Annotated in this window: 15 protein-coding genes; 3 read left to right on the top strand and 12 right to left on the bottom strand. The window is 42.3% G+C overall.

Features of this window, described 5'->3' with window-relative positions:
- The first annotated feature begins 42 nt into the window (after nt 1–42).
- Complete coding sequence (locus tag OCU36_RS10485) at nt 43–1,467, top strand: amino acid permease (protein WP_261837957.1); 1,425 nt, start codon at nt 43–45, stop codon at nt 1,465–1,467.
- Nucleotides 1,468–1,720: 253 nt separating this feature from the next.
- Nucleotides 1,721–3,061, top strand: coding sequence for an MATE family efflux transporter (locus tag OCU36_RS10490; RefSeq protein WP_261837958.1), 1,341 nt, complete (start codon nt 1,721–1,723; stop codon nt 3,059–3,061).
- A 228-nt stretch (nt 3,062–3,289) separates the two neighbouring features.
- On the opposite strand, the gene OCU36_RS10495 is transcribed toward OCU36_RS10490, so the two are convergent.
- Nucleotides 3,290–4,225, bottom strand: coding sequence for a LysR family transcriptional regulator (locus OCU36_RS10495; protein ID WP_261837959.1), 936 nt, complete (start codon nt 4,223–4,225; stop codon nt 3,290–3,292).
- A 100-nt stretch (nt 4,226–4,325) separates the two neighbouring features.
- Between OCU36_RS10495 and chrA the strand changes: the two genes are divergently transcribed.
- A complete protein-coding gene (gene chrA, locus OCU36_RS10500; RefSeq protein WP_261837960.1) occupies nt 4,326–5,468 on the top strand; it encodes a chromate efflux transporter in 1,143 nt (380 codons plus the stop codon).
- Nucleotides 5,469–5,516: 48 nt separating this feature from the next.
- Here the strand turns inward: chrA and OCU36_RS10505 are convergent, their stop codons facing one another.
- The 11 genes from OCU36_RS10505 to OCU36_RS10555 are packed head-to-tail and all read right to left on the bottom strand — an operon-like array spanning nt 5,517 to nt 16,822.
- Nucleotides 5,517–6,236, bottom strand: a complete 720-nt coding sequence (locus tag OCU36_RS10505) for a class I SAM-dependent methyltransferase (protein ID WP_261837961.1) — start codon at nt 6,234–6,236, stop codon at nt 5,517–5,519.
- Between the two features lie 9 nt (nt 6,237–6,245).
- Nucleotides 6,246–7,172: a glycosyltransferase family 2 protein gene (locus OCU36_RS10510; protein ID WP_261837962.1), complete on the bottom strand. Its 927-nt coding sequence runs from the start codon at nt 7,170–7,172 to the stop codon at nt 6,246–6,248.
- Nucleotides 7,169–8,929: a hypothetical protein gene (locus tag OCU36_RS10515; RefSeq protein WP_261837963.1), complete on the bottom strand. Its 1,761-nt coding sequence runs from the start codon at nt 8,927–8,929 to the stop codon at nt 7,169–7,171. The genes OCU36_RS10510 and OCU36_RS10515 overlap by 4 nt, the downstream gene beginning before the upstream one ends.
- Before the next feature lie 36 nt (nt 8,930–8,965).
- Entirely contained in the window at nt 8,966–9,970 is a 1,005-nt protein-coding gene (locus tag OCU36_RS10520) for a tetratricopeptide repeat protein (RefSeq protein WP_261837964.1), read from the bottom strand.
- On the bottom strand, nt 9,967–10,938 hold the full coding sequence (locus OCU36_RS10525; RefSeq protein ID WP_261837965.1) for a type II secretion system F family protein: 972 nt from the start codon (nt 10,936–10,938) through the stop codon (nt 9,967–9,969). The genes OCU36_RS10520 and OCU36_RS10525 overlap by 4 nt, the downstream gene beginning before the upstream one ends.
- A gap of 3 nt (nt 10,939–10,941) precedes the next feature.
- The gene (locus OCU36_RS10530) at nt 10,942–11,907 is read right to left on the bottom strand and encodes a type II secretion system F family protein (RefSeq protein ID WP_261837966.1); all 966 of its coding nucleotides are present in this window, start codon (nt 11,905–11,907) and stop codon (nt 10,942–10,944) included.
- A 9-nt stretch (nt 11,908–11,916) separates the two neighbouring features.
- Nucleotides 11,917–13,362 carry a CpaF family protein gene (locus OCU36_RS10535; RefSeq protein ID WP_261837967.1) on the bottom strand — a complete coding sequence of 482 codons (1,446 nt, stop codon included), beginning with the start codon at nt 13,360–13,362 and terminating at the stop codon, nt 11,917–11,919.
- A gap of 33 nt (nt 13,363–13,395) precedes the next feature.
- Entirely contained in the window at nt 13,396–14,610 is a 1,215-nt protein-coding gene (locus OCU36_RS10540) for an AAA family ATPase (protein WP_261837968.1), read from the bottom strand.
- A 24-nt stretch (nt 14,611–14,634) separates the two neighbouring features.
- Nucleotides 14,635–15,126, bottom strand: a complete 492-nt coding sequence (locus OCU36_RS10545) for a TadE/TadG family type IV pilus assembly protein (protein WP_261837969.1) — start codon at nt 15,124–15,126, stop codon at nt 14,635–14,637.
- Nucleotides 15,126–15,554 (bottom strand): TadE/TadG family type IV pilus assembly protein, encoded by a 429-nt coding sequence (locus OCU36_RS10550; protein WP_261837970.1) that lies wholly within the window; start codon nt 15,552–15,554, stop codon nt 15,126–15,128. The genes OCU36_RS10545 and OCU36_RS10550 overlap by 1 nt, the downstream gene beginning before the upstream one ends.
- A 2-nt stretch (nt 15,555–15,556) precedes the next feature.
- Entirely contained in the window at nt 15,557–16,822 is a 1,266-nt protein-coding gene (locus tag OCU36_RS10555) for a Tad domain-containing protein (protein WP_261837971.1), read from the bottom strand.
- Nucleotides 16,823–16,827: the final 5 nt, after the last annotated feature.

Below are 16,827 nucleotides of genomic sequence, written 5' to 3' on the forward strand. Positions count from 1 at the left end.
AAAGATATAACGACTATAATTACGTGACCCTTGGAGGACACCATGTCTGAATCTGTACGCGGTAAGTTAGGCAAATTTGCCCTGCTTTCCATGACATTTGCAGCGGTATTTAACGTTCGCAACATTGTAAACAACAACATCGAATTGGGATTGAGTTCAGCCCCTATCTTTTTGCTCGCTACCCTTATTTACTTTATTCCATTCGTGTTCATCATTGCTGAATTCGTATCCGCAAATAAAAATTCTGAGTCAGGCATGTATGACTGGCTTAAAAAACCGCTCGGCTCAAAAGCCGCCTACCTAGGTTCGTTCCTATACTGGTTCGTAAACCTTTTCTGGTTTGTATCCCTACTACCCAACGTCATCGCTTATGCGTCTTACGCGATGTTGGGCTATGAATACGCCTTCTCGCCAGTCGTCACCTCGGCTATCTCGATTGCTCTGTTTGCAGCAGCGACACACATCTCAACCAAAGGTGCGAGCTGGCTAGGTAAGATTGCCGAGATCGTGGCCTACGGTGTATTCGCTCTGTTTACAATCTACGTTATCGGTGCACTAATGGCACTGGGTGGCAACCATGAGCCAGTAGAACCAATCACGCTTGAAGCCATGACACCGACCATCAACTGGGCAACGCTCGGTATCATGTGTTGGATCTTCCAAGCAGCTGGTGGTGCTGAAACCGCAGCCGCTTACCTCAACGATGTGAAGGGCGGTCACAGGTCTTTCATCAAGGTTATCATTGGTGCAGGTATCGCAATCGGCGCAATGTACGCAGTGGGCTCGCTACTGGTAAACGTATTCGTTGCTCGTGATGAACTGACCTACGCTGGCGGCATGGTTGAAATATTCACAGGTATGGCGAACTACTTCGACATTTCACCATCTTTAACGGGTCGCTTCGTCGGTATTATCCTATTCGTTGCCATGTTCGGTTCGATGATGATGTGGACGGCAGCGCCAGTAAAAATTCACTTCTCTGAAATCCCTAAAGGTGTTTACGGCGAGAAGACAACAGAGCTGAACGAACACGGCGTGCCAGTACGTGCAGCTTGGTGGCAGTTCGCGTTTGTATTCGTGATGCTTGTGGTTAACGGCTTCGGCTCAGAATCCGTACAAGAGATGATGAACACAGCAATCAACCTAACGGCTGGTACAGCAATGCTTCCGCCTATCTTCATCATGGTGGCGTACTTTGTATTCCGCTTGAAGCATGACGACACACCGCGTGATTTCCGCATGGGTACTCGAGTTCAAGGTATGGCTGTAGTATCGGTACTTATCGGCATCTTTGTTGTGAGTATGACGGCGTCTGCATTCCCAACTGGTGTTGACCTAATTCAAGCCTTCTTTATCAATGTATTCATGACAGCGGTATTCTCTGGTCTTGCTTGGTGGTGGATCTCGCGCTTTGAAAAAAAGCAGGCAGGTAAAGATGCAAAGCTAGAAACAGCTAAGCAATCGTAGCACTCTGCATTACCCCCCAATTTTAAAAGCGCCTACCAAGGCGCTTTTTGTTTTAAATCAGACCAATGAAATAAAAAACAACTACGACTTTATCACCACAATAAGAATGTCCTCACGCCTCAAACCTCGTAATTCTGACGTTTTATCAAAATGTGATTTATCCTTATTACTCTTCCGGACATTAATTTGATAGTCGTTGACTCAATAATCGCTAAACTATAGTGTCGCCTACCCTTTTTTTGAGAAAACCTAAATGCCTAATGCTGATTCCGCCCTAAATAAACGCATGGGAATCGTAACGCTCACCTGGCCGATTTTTATTGAAGTTCTATTAAGAACCGCGCTCAATACCAGTGATGTATTCATGTTATCGGGATACTCGGACAAAGCCGTGTCTGCCGTTGGTGTTATTTCTCAGATATCCTTTTTCCTGATCATTGTCTCGACCATGGTCAGCAGTGGCACGGGGATATTAATCGCACAATATAACGGTGCCTCTCGTAATGAAGAGAGTGCTCATGTGGGAGTAGCAAGCATCGTATTAGCCATTATTACTGGCCTTCTATTGAGTATTATCGCCGTTCTTGGTGCTGAGTATTTTATCCCACTTTATCAACTTGAAGCTCAAGTAGAGCAATACGCTCAAGAGTATCTGTTCATCAGTGGCGCCCTCACTTTCAATGTAACGATTGGCGTGGTGCTAACGACGATTTTGCGCAGTCATGGCTATTCAAAGTCACCGATGATCATCAACTTGATTGCGGGAGTGATTAACGTATTTGGTAACTACTGCGTGCTGTATCAACCTTTTGGCCTACCAGTATATGGCGTGCAAGGCGTAGCAACCGCAACGGTTATCAGTCAAATGATCAGTCTCTTGCTTTTAATCAGCGTCGTAAAAAGTAAGGGAATAGACTTACCCCTTAAGCAGCTCAAAGCCGTGCCTAAATCTATCTATCAAAAAATCATTCAGATCGGATCGATGAACGCAGGAGAAGTACTCTCTTATAACATGGCTCAGATCAGCATAACTTTCTTCGTGGTACAGATGGGCACGTCTTCATTAGCTGCGTTTACTTACGCACAGAACATCGCTCGCCTCTCTTTTGCGTTTGCACTGGCTATTGGTCAAGGTAGCCAAATTCAAACGGGCTATTACATAGGCAAAGGCTGGATAGATGAAATCACCCATCGCGTACAACGTTACTTTGTGGTTGGTTTTATCGCCTCGACCAGTATTACTTGTATGGTCTACATTTTCCGCTTTGAAATTCTGGATTTGTTCACTCAAGATCCTGAAATCATCGCCTTGGCTGCATTGCTGATCACTGGTTCAATTGTGTTAGAGGCTGGCCGTGTCTTTAACCTGATCTTCATCTCATCCTTAAAAGCGACAGGTGACATCAAGTTCCCTGTGAAAATGGGCATATTGAGTATGTGGGGTATTGGGGTTGCCATGAGCTATTTGCTTGGCGTGCACTGGGGTTATGGCGTATTTGGTGCTTGGATGGCTATCGCAATGGACGAATGGTTCCGTGGAATCATCATGGCACATCGCTGGCGAGCAAAAAAATGGACTCGATTCTCTTTTTAGAATAAACAAAAAGCGCTAGGGGGAGCTAGCGCTTTAAGACCAACTAAGTCCGTTTAGACTGGTAGTTAGTTAAGCTACATCATAAGGATATAAGCAATTTTTCACTTAGGTAAATCAAAAATCCTATTCTTTACGACTGTTTTGAGTCGTAAATTAAGTATAGTCACGTTCTGGTCATCAATTGTTTTTTTTAGAGATAATTTATACGAACTTAACGACGCATCGCGACTAATCAATTGAATCACTCATCACAGATGAAATCGCTTTCGCAATCAACCTTCTAAGCAATTGATTTTTATCTTCTAACTGCTTTGTCTTACGATAGACAAGCTGGATATCAAAATCTGGAACATCAATCGGTGGTTTCACTGCCAGCAAAGTTTCTTCGCTATCGATATCCTTGCGCGCAACGAGTTTGGGGACAATACACAATAGTTCTCTGCCACGAATGAGTCGCTTAACGGTTAAAAAATTACTCGATGCAATCGCCACTTTTCTCGTATAACCCAGTTCCGCCAATTTAATGTCTACGCCCGTTTTTAGGGAACCATTGGGAGAAACGAGCGCGTGCTCGACAGCAACAAATTGTGCTAACGACATCGGCTCCTCAATAGATAGAACCGACTGATCAAGTAAACAAACATGTTGCTCCGTGTACAAATGCTTTGTTCGATATTGCTTTGGTACCTCACCAAAGCTGCCTATCGTCATATCAAGCTTGGCATCTTCAAAGACTTGCTGGTAGTTACTCCGGTTTACATTGAACAACGCGACTTGGGAATAAGGCGAGGATTGTTTAATCAGGTCAAACACTGTTGGAGCGAACATCTGCTCGGCATAATCCGTGAGACCAATCTTCCAAGTCCCTTTATACGTTTCTGCATCAAACGATTTAGACAGCAGTACCTCTGACTGGATGGTATTCAGTAGCGCATCCACGGTGCTCGATAATTCAATGGCTCGGTCGGTCGCCTCCATCTTACTACCTACACGCTCAAACAAAGGGTCATCAAACAGTTTTCGAAGCCTTTGTAAGCTATGACTCATCGCAGATTGGCTGACATAACAACGCTCAGCAGCCTTACTCACGCTATTCGTTTTATACAAAGCCTGCAGTGCAATCAATAAGTTAAGGTCAATTCCTTTCCAGTTAAAATCAGCCATAAGAGAAACCCATATCATTCATAGTTATAATTAAAACAATTAATTTGAATCATAGTTCAACTCCACCTAAATTACGCTAAACATTTATCTGGAATCGATCATGCTTTCAATTTTCAAAACCTTTTTCTGGCTGGGTTGGATTAGCTTTGGTGGACCAGCGGCACACATTGGCTACTTCCGTAAGACGTTTGTTGAGAAACTGAATTGGTTGTCCGACCAAGAGTACGGGCAAATTGTCGCCCTCAGTCAATTTCTTCCGGGTCCAGGATCCAGTCAGGTTGGCTTCGCGGTTGGCTACAAGAAAGGTGGCTTAACAGGGGCTATTGCAGCCTTTATCGGCTTCACTTCCCCATCGGTCATTCTGATGTTGATATTGGCGTTAGTTAGCAACCAGTTGCTAGAAGCCCCGCTGTTTATCTCCGTCATCCATGGGCTTAAATTACTCGCCGTTGTGGTGGTGGCTGATGCCACTTTCGGGATGTACAAAAACTTTTGTCAATCGAAGGTAGCAACCGCCTTATGTGTGATTACCACCGTTGTTTTGCTTTTGCTTCCTGGGATCTGGCCTCAAGTGTTAGTTCTATTGTTTGCAGCGATCGTGGGCAGTCAGTTCTTGACGTCTCAAGCGCTAAAAACAACACCTTCAACACAGAAAATATCGGTAACGCCTCTCGTAATTTTTGTTGCGTTATTGGTTGGTCTGCCTCTATTCAGTGCTTACTCTCAAAGCATTGAAGTGTTTGGCTTGTTCTACCAAGCAGGTAGCTTAGTCTTTGGTGGCGGCCACGTGGTACTTCCTCTGCTACAAAATGGGATTGGTGATCAACTCTCTCAAGATGCCTTCCTAACAGGCTATGCGGCTGCGCAAGCGGTCCCAGGTCCGATGTTTACGTTAGCCACTTATCTGGGTTATATGTTGATGCCATCGGCACCGATCATAGGCGCACTACTCGCAACGATCGCCGTGTTCTTACCGGGCTTCTTATTGCTACTGGGTGTACTAAAAAACTGGCAAGCGATTGCAAGCAAGCCCTTGGTGGCAGGCGCTCTTACGGGGGTGAATGCGGCGGTGGTTGGTTTATTGCTGGCAGCACTGTATCAACCGATCTTCACAAGTGCCGTGAACAGTCGCTTAGATTTCGTTCTGATCGTTGTTGGTGTGTGGTTATTAAAAACGGTGAAGATGCCCATTGTGGGGCTTGTCGGAGTCTTCATGTTATTTGGTGTCGCTACTGGCCTGTAACACTAAACAGGAAGTAGGAAGTAGGAAGCTAACAACTGGCTTCCTACTTTAATGTCTAGCGACCCTTTTAATGCCGTGAAAATTGAAGAATAAGTTGCAGTCAATCAATGGCGCAAAACTCAACGGCCAAAACGAGTGTTGATTGTCAGGAAGGTAGTAGTTTAAAAAAGCCATTAAGTTATTGCATGGATTTACATGCTCTCTCGCCATTATGTAATCGTAATTCCAGCCCTTTTTTAAACCGTGTTTTCTTGTCGTCATATAGCGACCGACCTTCCAAGCAATTCCCGGGTCGGTAGGAATCAAAATAGATAGCGTTCCTTCTGGCTTTAACACCCTTAGCCACTCTTTGATCACCAAGTGAGGTTCATACAGGTGCTCCAATATATGAGTGGCGATGACACGATCAAAACTGTTGCTTTCAAAATCTAACTCTCGAGCATTCGTGACATTAAAGGTGAGCTTGTCATAGGCGTTGATAGGGTTGAGTTGCTTCTGTGCGACTTCGAGTGCCGATGCATCACCATCACTAACAATGTATTCATCAAAAGTATGCTTAACATGCAATAAGTGTTCACCGGTTCCAGCCCCCACCTCTAAGACTTTCGAAAAATGTTTGTCTTCACCGAATGGCTTTTCACACGCAATGTGACCAGCCCTCATCACATAACCGGTTGAATAACTTTGATAAACTCGTTCATCGTATTCATCACTAAAACGAGATAAATAATCGAGCCACTCCTTATCTTCATCCTTGCTTATTCTCATTAATGCCCCTTATTCCAATGATTTGCCATCACGACACCTTAATATAGAAAGAATGCGCATCTCTCGCCGACCTCGTGATACGTTGTCGAGTATCAACCCACAAAAAAAAGCCATCACCGCGATTAACGCAATGGAGCTAGACAAAATAGCAGTCGGTACTCTTTCGACTAATCCTGTATCAATAAAATCAATAATGACAGGGATCCCTAATCCTAATGAGATGATACAAAGCAAGGCCGACAGTAGACCAAAGAAAAACATTGGCTTTACATCTCTCAATAAGAACAAAACAAAGCTAAGAATCTTGATACCATCGCTCAATGTGTTCAATTTGCTCGCCGTACAGTCAGGCCTTGCTCGGTATTGAGTCGCCACCTCTTTAATTGACATGTTGTGATGCAATGCATGCACGGTAAGCTCTGTCTCAATTTGGAAGCCATCACTAAAAACGGGAACGGTTTTAACAAACCGACGACTCATGATCCGGTATCCCGAAAATACATCATTTAGATGGGCATTAAATCCACGATTGATCAATGATGAGAACATTTTATTACCGAAGATATGCCCTTTTGGATAAGCTTCCAAAGAGCGCTCACGACTGCCAATGATCATATCTAACTGCTCTCTCAATAATTGATCAATTAGCATCGGGCATATTGAGGCATCGTAAGTGTCATCACCATCAGCCATCACATAAATATCGGCGTCAATATCGGAAAACATACGCCTGACCACCTCTCCTTTACCTTGACGAGATTCATAGCGAACGATAGCACCAGCTTTTAAAGCTTCTTCAACAGTAGTGTCCGTTGAATTGTTGTCATACACATAAACAGTTGCGTTCGGTAAGGCTTGTTGAAAAGAAGCAACCGTTCTTCCTACAGCCCCAGCCTCGTTAAAGCATGGGAGTAATACTGCTATATTTTTATTCATGAATTGCCCCTTACTCTAAAGATACGATAACCATCTTGAATGTCATCATGTATCACCTCTAGCCAAGCCGGTGTTTCTGAACCATAAAGTTTTTTAATCAGCGCGCCTTCACTTGCAGAATCTCTTAAAATGACCAAATGAGGGTCATTACCGATAACAATATAGTTTATATTTTTTGCTATGATCTTCCTTTCAGCCAACAAAAGATCTTCTTCCAGCATCACTTCGATAAGGAATAGGTTACCGACAATATTTCGATGATAAGGTGCAGCGATAATTTTGTTGTCTGTTTTGGCTAATACAGGTGCACCCGTTTCTATTCCTGAGAGTATGGTCTGTGATTCAATCCCATTATCTTTGAGTACGTTGGAAATGTTAGGTGATTTAGGACGCTCAGATAAAGAGGGGGTTATTGGCTCTGTTGGTGACAACAAAAGTATCACAAGAGCGACAACTAATGGTGCGCCAGATAAAACGACGATTACCTTCAAAATTGAAAATTTAACATATTCAGATACCCTGAAAACAAAATAGGCTTGGAAAGGTGCTGCTAAAACAAAACACAACCTCATGACTCTAATTTGCCAAAATATCGCCAGCAATAAATAGAACATGAATATCAGATACAATATTGTGCTGTGGTGATTTTTATCTCCAAAGATTGGGTATAGCATGGCAGGCACTAGTAGTAGAGCATAATTTTCGATAGAGAAAAAACCATTACTGGCGATGTAATTTGCTATTGATTTTGCTTCTGTAACTTGGTCAAGCCAATACAACTTAAGTACCGGCGGGTAATCAATGAACAAAGCACTCGTGAGTGATGGATAAACAGCAACGACTGGAGATAAGCACAAGAAACCAAGAATAAAACATAAAAAAAGCTTTCGAGCTAAACTCTCATCATCATCGCTGAATCGATTATAAGCATGAACAAAGGCCCCACCAGCAAAGAAAAGAAGAATTAGAATGAGTGATATTTCATCGTACTTAAAGATAAAAAACTCACTGTAAGGTCTGTTTAATAAAATCGCACTGATGCCAAAAACCGTACATGTTGCATATAATTGAGTGAGGTAACCAAACCATTCTCGACGAAAGAAGCAGTAATATAGGGTATATGCAATAAAGTAAGCCATAAATAACAAGACATTATCCATCCCTGTCCACAAAGAGAGAGACAGTAAAATAGATTGAGTATAGATACGCCATGAGTGGTTAAGCTGACTTATCGTAATAGGAGTTATCGCGAGAAAGAGCGTCGCTAAAATTAACTGGATATTATGATGATCGATAGAACCCGGTAAAAAATGAATGATGGTAGGTGATGAAATAGCGAACATCATGCTGACAAATCGGTACTGATGACCTAAGTAGTGTTCACACAAATAAAAGCATGCCAAAGCATAAATTAACAAATACAACAGTGGGACAATAGCAATCGAAAGAATAGATGCTGTGTTATCATCAACCAGAAAGAGTAAAGGGAAAGTAACAAGCGACAACATCAGATCGGGAAACCTTGACCAATGAATAATTAGACCATCATCAGCATTGAAATCAGTCATTGGCTTTAAGTACCAATGACCATTTTTCATCCATTCCTGAAATTGAACAAAACGCATATAGTCATCATTGTCATTCAAATTAAGTGATGAAATGCTCTCCCATTTATAAATAAATATCGCTGTGGCACACACTAACCAAAAAAAAGAAATAACCACAATATCTTTATTAAAACGTTTAATTTTAGGCAATTGAATATCCTTTTCACTGACCCAAAAAACCAATGACTATTGTTTCATCTCTCTCACTTCAGACAATGCTCTATTTAAGTTATCGTTAGCTACTTTATAATAAGACGGCTTCTTATCAATAGCTTGCTGTAAGTAGGGCACCGCTTCGTCTGGTTTTCCTTGTAAGATCAAAAAGTAACCCACATTATTTAACGCCTCTGCTGCATCCATATGCCTCATAAAGACATTGGTCGCCTTCTTAATATCTCCAGAAGCTAAATAAATCAGCGCTAGGTTGTTCTGAGCTTTTTCATTATTTGGTTCTATCTCTAGAGCTGAACGCGTGTATTGATAGGCTTGCTTATAGTTTCCATACATGTAGTGAGAATAGCCCATATTCAGTAATGCTTTGACCGATCTTTTATCAATAGCAAGTGCCTTTTTAAAATACGCCTGAGCTATCTGGTGTTTTCCTTCAACATCTTCTAAAACACCAAGCCCCATATAGGCTAATGCTGGAGAGCGACTGTCAACTTTATAAGCATCGACTTCGTCTATATCTAAGGCTTGATAACTTCTGATGGTAGTGCTGCTTTTTAATCGAACTTGATCGGCATTTATCGCTTTAAAAAAATAGCTGCGCCCTTCATCAATTCTACGTTGCTTCGTGTATAAACTGCCTAACTGTTCTAATGCATCTGTATGGGCAGGATTAAAGTCTAGCGCTGCCAAGTACGCTTTTTCGGCTAGTGCATAATTTCCTCGCGAGGAATGTATTTGGCCGATAGTAAATAGCGTTTTGTCATGGAACTCTTTGTCAGCAAAGGATAGAGAACGTATATATTCATATAATGCCAAGTCTATGTTGTTATCTCGCAGAGCAATATCACCACGCATGATGGCTTCTTTCTCATTAAGAGGTGGATCATCACTGGTTAAACTATCGATTGGTTTACCGGAATACAGCTCGGCGTCAAACTGGTTTGTTGGCACATCTGAAGAGGCGCACCCTAACAATAATATTGGCAACAGTAGAATAAGAAACTTATTATTAAAAATCATAAACTTGCTCCCGGCGCACTCAGTGCGTCCATGACAATCAGTAGTCCAGGGCCAAGTGCAACAATGAAAAAACAAGGCCAAATAAATATCAGCATTGGAAATAGCATTTTAGTCGGTATTTTTGCCGCGATTTCTTCAGCAGCTTGCTGGCGCTTGTCTCGAAAATCTTCCGTATAATCACGGAGGGTTTGCGCTAAGCTCCCTCCCATACGTGAAGCATGTGAAAGCAAAGAAACTAAGCCTTCCAATTCAACCAAACCGGTTCTTTCAATGAACTGCCTCAGCGCATCGGGCATCGTCACCCCAGCTTGAATTTTGGCAAAAACAGTGTCCAATTCATCCGCGAGTTCTGGCTGAGAAACATAAAGCTCTGATGCAACACGTCCCAATGCAGCATTAAAACCAAGCCCAGATTCGGTACACACGACGAGAAGATCAAGTGCATCTGGTACGCCATTTCTGATTTTTTTCTGACGTTCTTTTTGTAGTTTACTCAGAATAAAATTGGGCGTGAAAGTGCCAAGAAAAATACAAGTCATGATAAGTAAATTATTGTAGCTACCACCAAGTGATATGTAATAAACCATAAAAGCAGCGATAATCCCGACCAAACTCGATAAAACTTTCAACGCGTAAAAAACAGATAACGCCCTTTTTTCATGGAACCCAGCATGCATCAACTTTTCTGAGTAGGTTTCGTTGTCCTTTTTATTTCCTTTGCCAATAAAAGGGCTAAGCGACTCTAACGTATTAGAAAAATCATACTGCTTCTTGCTGTTCACCCCCCGCTCTTCAGAGATCTGTTTCAGTTTCTTATCCAAAGGAGAACGAGCACCTAACACCAGAAAGCCAACCGTCAATGTGAGTAATACAGTCGTAAGTAAAATCATCACGTAAATAATCATCTGAGAGCTGAGCCCAAAACCAGTTAGCATCTGCTTCCATACTTCAATATTGAATAGTTCCATGAGTTAAATCTCTATGCTGATGATCTTCTTAATCCATAACGCCCCAATCGCTAAAAGTACAATACCGACACTGACCATCGAAACACCTCGAGGATCTTGATATAAAGGCTCGATATATTCGGGGCTGGCTATTTTTAAAGCAAAAAATAAACCAAATGGGGATAGCGTTAAAATCCAAGCTGACAAACGACTTTCAGCAGACAGTGTTTTTATTTTTCTTTCTAGCTTGAAACGCGCTCTTAGTACTTCGGATACCTTTTGAAGATTCTCGGACAAGTTGCCTCCGGTCTCTTTTTGCAGCATCACCGCACTCGAAAAAGCTAACATTGATACGGTTGGCACTCGCTCCGCCATCTGCAGAATCGCCAACCGTAAATCATAACCATAATTGAGGAGGTTATAGGTATTTTTGAACTCAACGCCAATAGGGTCTGGCAGTTCCTCGCCAACCTCATTAAAGGATTGAACCAGCGGTTGTCCTGCTTGCAATGCACGTCGGATAATATCTAAAGCCTCAGGCAGTTGTTCTTCAAACCGAGCCATTCTGTAAGTCACTCGATTTTGCACAAAAAGATAAGCGATAACCCAAACAGAAATGAACGCTATAACATGAATAAACCACAGTTGGTTCGTGATCAGTGATATCAATGAGAGCAAAACACCACACAGCAAAACCGTAGACAAGAACCGAACTAGCGTTATTTTCATCCCCGCTAACTCCAACATTCTTTTTAGCCCAGCAAAAAAAGGAATCATCGTCAGCTTGCGATCTATTGGAGATAACTCTTTGTTATAATGGTCTTTAAGTAAAGATAAACTCTCTTCATCAATATTACGTTGCGTCTCTTTCAACCGACGAGATAGCTCTCTATGCTTGGCTTTTTTCCCCGCAGCCGGTAATAACAAAGCCTGCGAGATAAAAAGTACCGCGATAAATAGCAGGGCTAATGAAACACTTACATTATCCATACCCCCTCCTTAACGATGAGTCTCAGTAAAGATCTCAAACGGCAGATCGAGACCACGTTTAACCAACTTATCGTGGTGTTGTGGAACGACCCCTGTCGCCGTGAAATAGCCGATAATGTTGCCGTTTTCATCAACCCCTTTACGTTGAAAACGGAAGATTTCCGACATCGTAATCACCTCGCCCTCCATACCGTTGATTTCTTGAATGCTCACCATACGGCGCTTACCATCTTCTTGTCGTTCCATCTGTACGACAAGGTGAATAGCAGAAGCAATTTGAGCTCTTAAGTTTTTAGTGGATATATTCCAACCCGCCATCGAAAACATATTCTCAACACGGCTTAAGGCATCACGAGGAGTATTGGCATGGATAGTAGCCAGTGAGCCATCATGCCCAGTATTCATGGCCGCTAACATATCAACAGCTTCGCTACCACGCACCTCCCCAACCACGATTCGATCAGGACGCATACGTAGGGTGTTTTTCACCAACTCACGCTGATTGATTTCTCCCTTTCCTTCTAAGTTAGCAGGTCGGGTTTCTAAGCGAATAACATGTGGCTGTTGAAGTTGTAATTCCGCAGAATCTTCGATGGTAATAATGCGCTGATCACGAGGAATGAACCCAGAAAAGATATTGAGTGTTGTGGTTTTTCCTGAGCCCGTCCCTCCCGAAATGAGTATATTTAATTCTCCCTTAACCGCAGCTTCCACAAACTTGGCCATTTGAGGAGAAATTGAGTCATAGTCAATTAAGTTATCCATGGTCAAACGATCAACAGCAAAACGACGGATTGATACTGAGGGGCCATCAAGTGCCAAGGGAGGGATAATCGCATTGACCCTAGAGCCGTCGATAAGTCGAGCATCAACCATCGGTGACGCTTCATCGATACGACGTCCGACTTGGCTTACGATTCGGTCAATGATATTTCTTAAATGACGATCATCAAGAAACGTATAAGGTGTTTTTTCAAGCTTACCTCTTCGCTCTACATAAACACTTTTAGGTCCATTAACTAATATATCTGACACGGTTTGATCGGCGAGCAGGGGTTCTAATGGGCCGAGACCAAAAACTTCATCCTCAATCTGCTTGATGACCCTTTTTCTTCCTTCGGCACTTAAAGCATGACGACTATCTTCTGCCATTAACTGCACGATAGCATCATGTAGATCGACCTTAGCCCGCTCTTTTTCTAAACTTGACAGTAAACCGAGATCTAAAGTTTCAAGCAGTTGTTTGTGAAAAAAATGTTTGATAGAAAGCTCTTGCTCTAGAATTTTCCGAGCCTCATCCATCTCTTTTTCTGCATTTCCATTTGAGTTTTGAGGTTGACTAGGTACCTCAGCACTGGGTAAAGGTTCAACAGAATTGGCACTTTGGGCATCATGCGAAACCTGTTCAACTTTTTTTTCAAACTCTGGATTTACATTTTTTCGTTTAAAAAACATCACAATCCCTCGTGTTTATTTTTCATCAACCCATTATGAAAACAACTTTTTCAGCCACCCTTTCTCTTCTTGTTCTGGTGGTGATAGAACGTGAGACAAATCGATGATAGAGCGAGTAATCGAACTTTTTTTTCTCGACTGAACTAACGGCTGCCCCAAGTTGGCACTCTCCAGCGCCACTTTAAAGTCATTTGGCATTAGATGTATGTTGTGGTTACCTACCGCTTGCTCAATATCTTTTAACTTAATTGAATGTCGCTTTTCATATCGGTTGACAATGACTTCTATTGAATCACTTTGTAAGCCGTATTCGAATTTCAGAGCCTTGATTAACCGGCTTGTGTTTTTGACTGATACTAAACTTTGCTGCAAAACTAAAAGCACCTTGGTTGCGGGTGATATAGCAGATGCAAACACGTGATCTAAACCTCTTGAAAGATCGATGATCACATAAGGGTAGAAACGACGTAGTATCGGAAGCAACCGGCCTATTTTCTGTGCTTGTTCAAAATCATCAGCATTATTTTCATGCTTAAAGCTTAGGACATGTAGACCAGATTCGTGTTTATTAACTAATGTTCCTAAAGACATTTCATCCAAATCATTCGAGCTATTGATCGCATCAGAAACACTATGAGCTGGCACGATGTTCAAATAATCGGGTATAACACCAAATTGAAGATCGATGTCGAGCAAAAGAACCTCGCCAGGATGCTGACTGGCCACTTCAATAGCCGTATTCAAAGCCAGAGTGGTCGCGCCCATTCCTCCCTTAGTATTCAAGAACAGGATAAACTCACCATAATTTGAGTTCTCTAGTTTTTCAGAAGCGGTTTTTTTCAATAAGGGGAGTAAATCTGTAAGGGTTACATTGTGAGATAAAAAATCTGAGGCCCCTAAACGCAAAGCGATTTTCAAGGAGCCACTATCACTTTCGTCACCGAGCACAATGAGAGACAAATCTATCTCTTCTAAAGATAAGTCATACCCTTGTAACTCAACCATTTTTTGCGCCCAATTCCCATCGGCTTCAACAAAAATAAGCTCTGGAACATCGGCATTTTTGAGATCTTCCTCACTCATAGCAGCAAGAGAAAACGTCGTCACATGAACATTTCGGCATTTTTTTAGCTCTTGGCTCATGTGTGAATGAAAACCATCAGTACCATAGAACAACCAAACTTTTAGATTGGTTCTTAAACGCGCAATATCATTCTCGTTAGGCGTTATTTTAATTGCTTCCCCCATCGTATCTCTCCTTTATAGAATAACTTATGGACACCTGTTCCTTGTTTCGGTGTCAGCTCTTACCACACCAAGACTTTCGGCAGGTAAAATCGTTTCAAACGAGGGCGCAGCCAAATAACCATCAGCACCTAAAAAACTCAGATTATTAATAAGTTGAATTCCGTAGCCTGTTGCTCTTGCTCTCACAAATTTAATGTTACTAAATCCTGGATCAGTATCGTAACCCGATGTGATTTCACTGCCATTAATATCTAGATAGGCAACCTCTAGATTCGCATCAGTAAAACCAATAAGCGGTAGTTCAGACACAACCATGCCAGCAATATTATCTCTATCTTCAACGTAGCAAACGGTGGCGAGTCTCGCTGCTTTTCTCGTCGCTTCACTCACTATTTGCAGCGAAAAAACATAAGCGCCTAATGCTAAAATGAGAAACACCAATAGAAAAATAAAACCCGATACAATTGTAAACTCGATAATGGCGATCCCTTTCATACCCGTTTTAAACCTTTTCATCACAGCACCCTCATCACTGAAGTGACACTTAAAGGAATAGCAAGACTTTCAGAGGAGAAAGGAATCGACAAAAACTGCGGTATATAGTCATAGGTAACACTCACTCGTACATAGCTATCGCTAGTCGGTGGAGAGATGGTGACATCTGCAGTGGTCAAAGTAGAGAGTATGGCCGTTCCCACGCTATTTCGGCCATAGACCACTACATTTTGTATTTCAGAAATTGGGGCAATGGTTCCACCGACAGTTCCATAGACTTCACTAACCGCGTAACGAGCACCGTTTTGTACAGACTTGGAGATAACATTGTAGTGAATCAAAATATTGCCAAACTCAAGCACCAATATAAGAAAAAACAGCAAAACCGGTGTCGCAAAGACCATCTCAATAGCGGCAAACCCACGATTTTTTTGATTAAAACGTTTCATAATCAGGACTCCCCACTATTCGGGTCCTTATACAAAACAATCTTATAAGTCCCTTCCGTGGTTGATTCTGTGCTACCGGATCCGCTCGCGACACTACAGGAATGAATAAATTCACCAAATACCGCGGGAGTTCCAGAGTTGTTGGTCGGTGCTTTTTGCAATAAAAAGAAGCAGCCAATCTTGTTCACGGTAAAATCCGTCGCACCGCCACTTTTTCCAGAGCAGTCCAGCATTGGAATGGATAAAATACGACGCCAAGCCACGCCATTAGAAGCACAACCAGAACCATTGTTCGCAATACACGCATTGGTCTCTGACTCGTATTGAGCATAGCTATAACTGCCATCTGAATCGATGTCACCAGTATTGGCATCAATCGTTATTTCATCCGTAGGTTCGGTTATCACATAATCTGAAGGGTAATCGGACGCTGACAAGCCACCGCCATAATCACCAAAACGAGTATTCAAACCATCACCAGTAGGGCCAACCGTACCACCGGGTTTCGTCGTCACATCTTCACCGATTTGAACTGGCTGATCATAGCTACCTCCTAAGCCTTCTTTGACCGTTTTACCACCAGAGCCAAAATCGAGTAAGTGATAGTTACCATTTCCCATTTCAGATAAACTACTGTCTCCCACCTTCAAGGCATGTACCGTCCCGACTTCATAACCAAAAACATTCGTTATTGCTTCACCGGTTTCATCATGGAAGCCATCTTCATTGATATCATTATCCGACGAGCCATCACCAATACAGACACCAATAGGTACAACATTATTCACAACAACCTGCCCAGAACTTGGCCCTGCAACCGCACTGGCTGACACCGCTTTTTCCAAACCAAACATTTGGATAAAAAACTCATCCATATCTAATGAGTCCACTCGAACACGCACATAGACATCATCATCAACACCAAAAGTGGCGGTTCCAGTAAAGTCTTGAGGGTCGTTCGAATAATCAATATTTATCGATGCGGTACTAAAATCAAACTCATGATTCCCGGTTGAAGCTGCCATCGCATTTAATGCGGCTTCTATTTCAGCGTCTACGGCGTCTTTATCTTTACTGTTATCCAAAATGGTCGCAGCAGCCAATGCCGCTGAATCGACGGCGTTTTGTAAGCGTGTTTTGTTTACAACCATATGGTTGATATCCACCGCTAACGCTGAGACGGCTAAAAAGACCAACAAGGCAGCAGTAATCATGATCACCACTAATCCTTTCTGTTTTTTCGGACTTTGTGATACTCGATACAACATATGAG

It is taken from the genome of Vibrio artabrorum (assembly GCF_024347295.1).
GTDB classification, from domain to species: domain Bacteria; phylum Pseudomonadota; class Gammaproteobacteria; order Enterobacterales; family Vibrionaceae; genus Vibrio; species Vibrio artabrorum.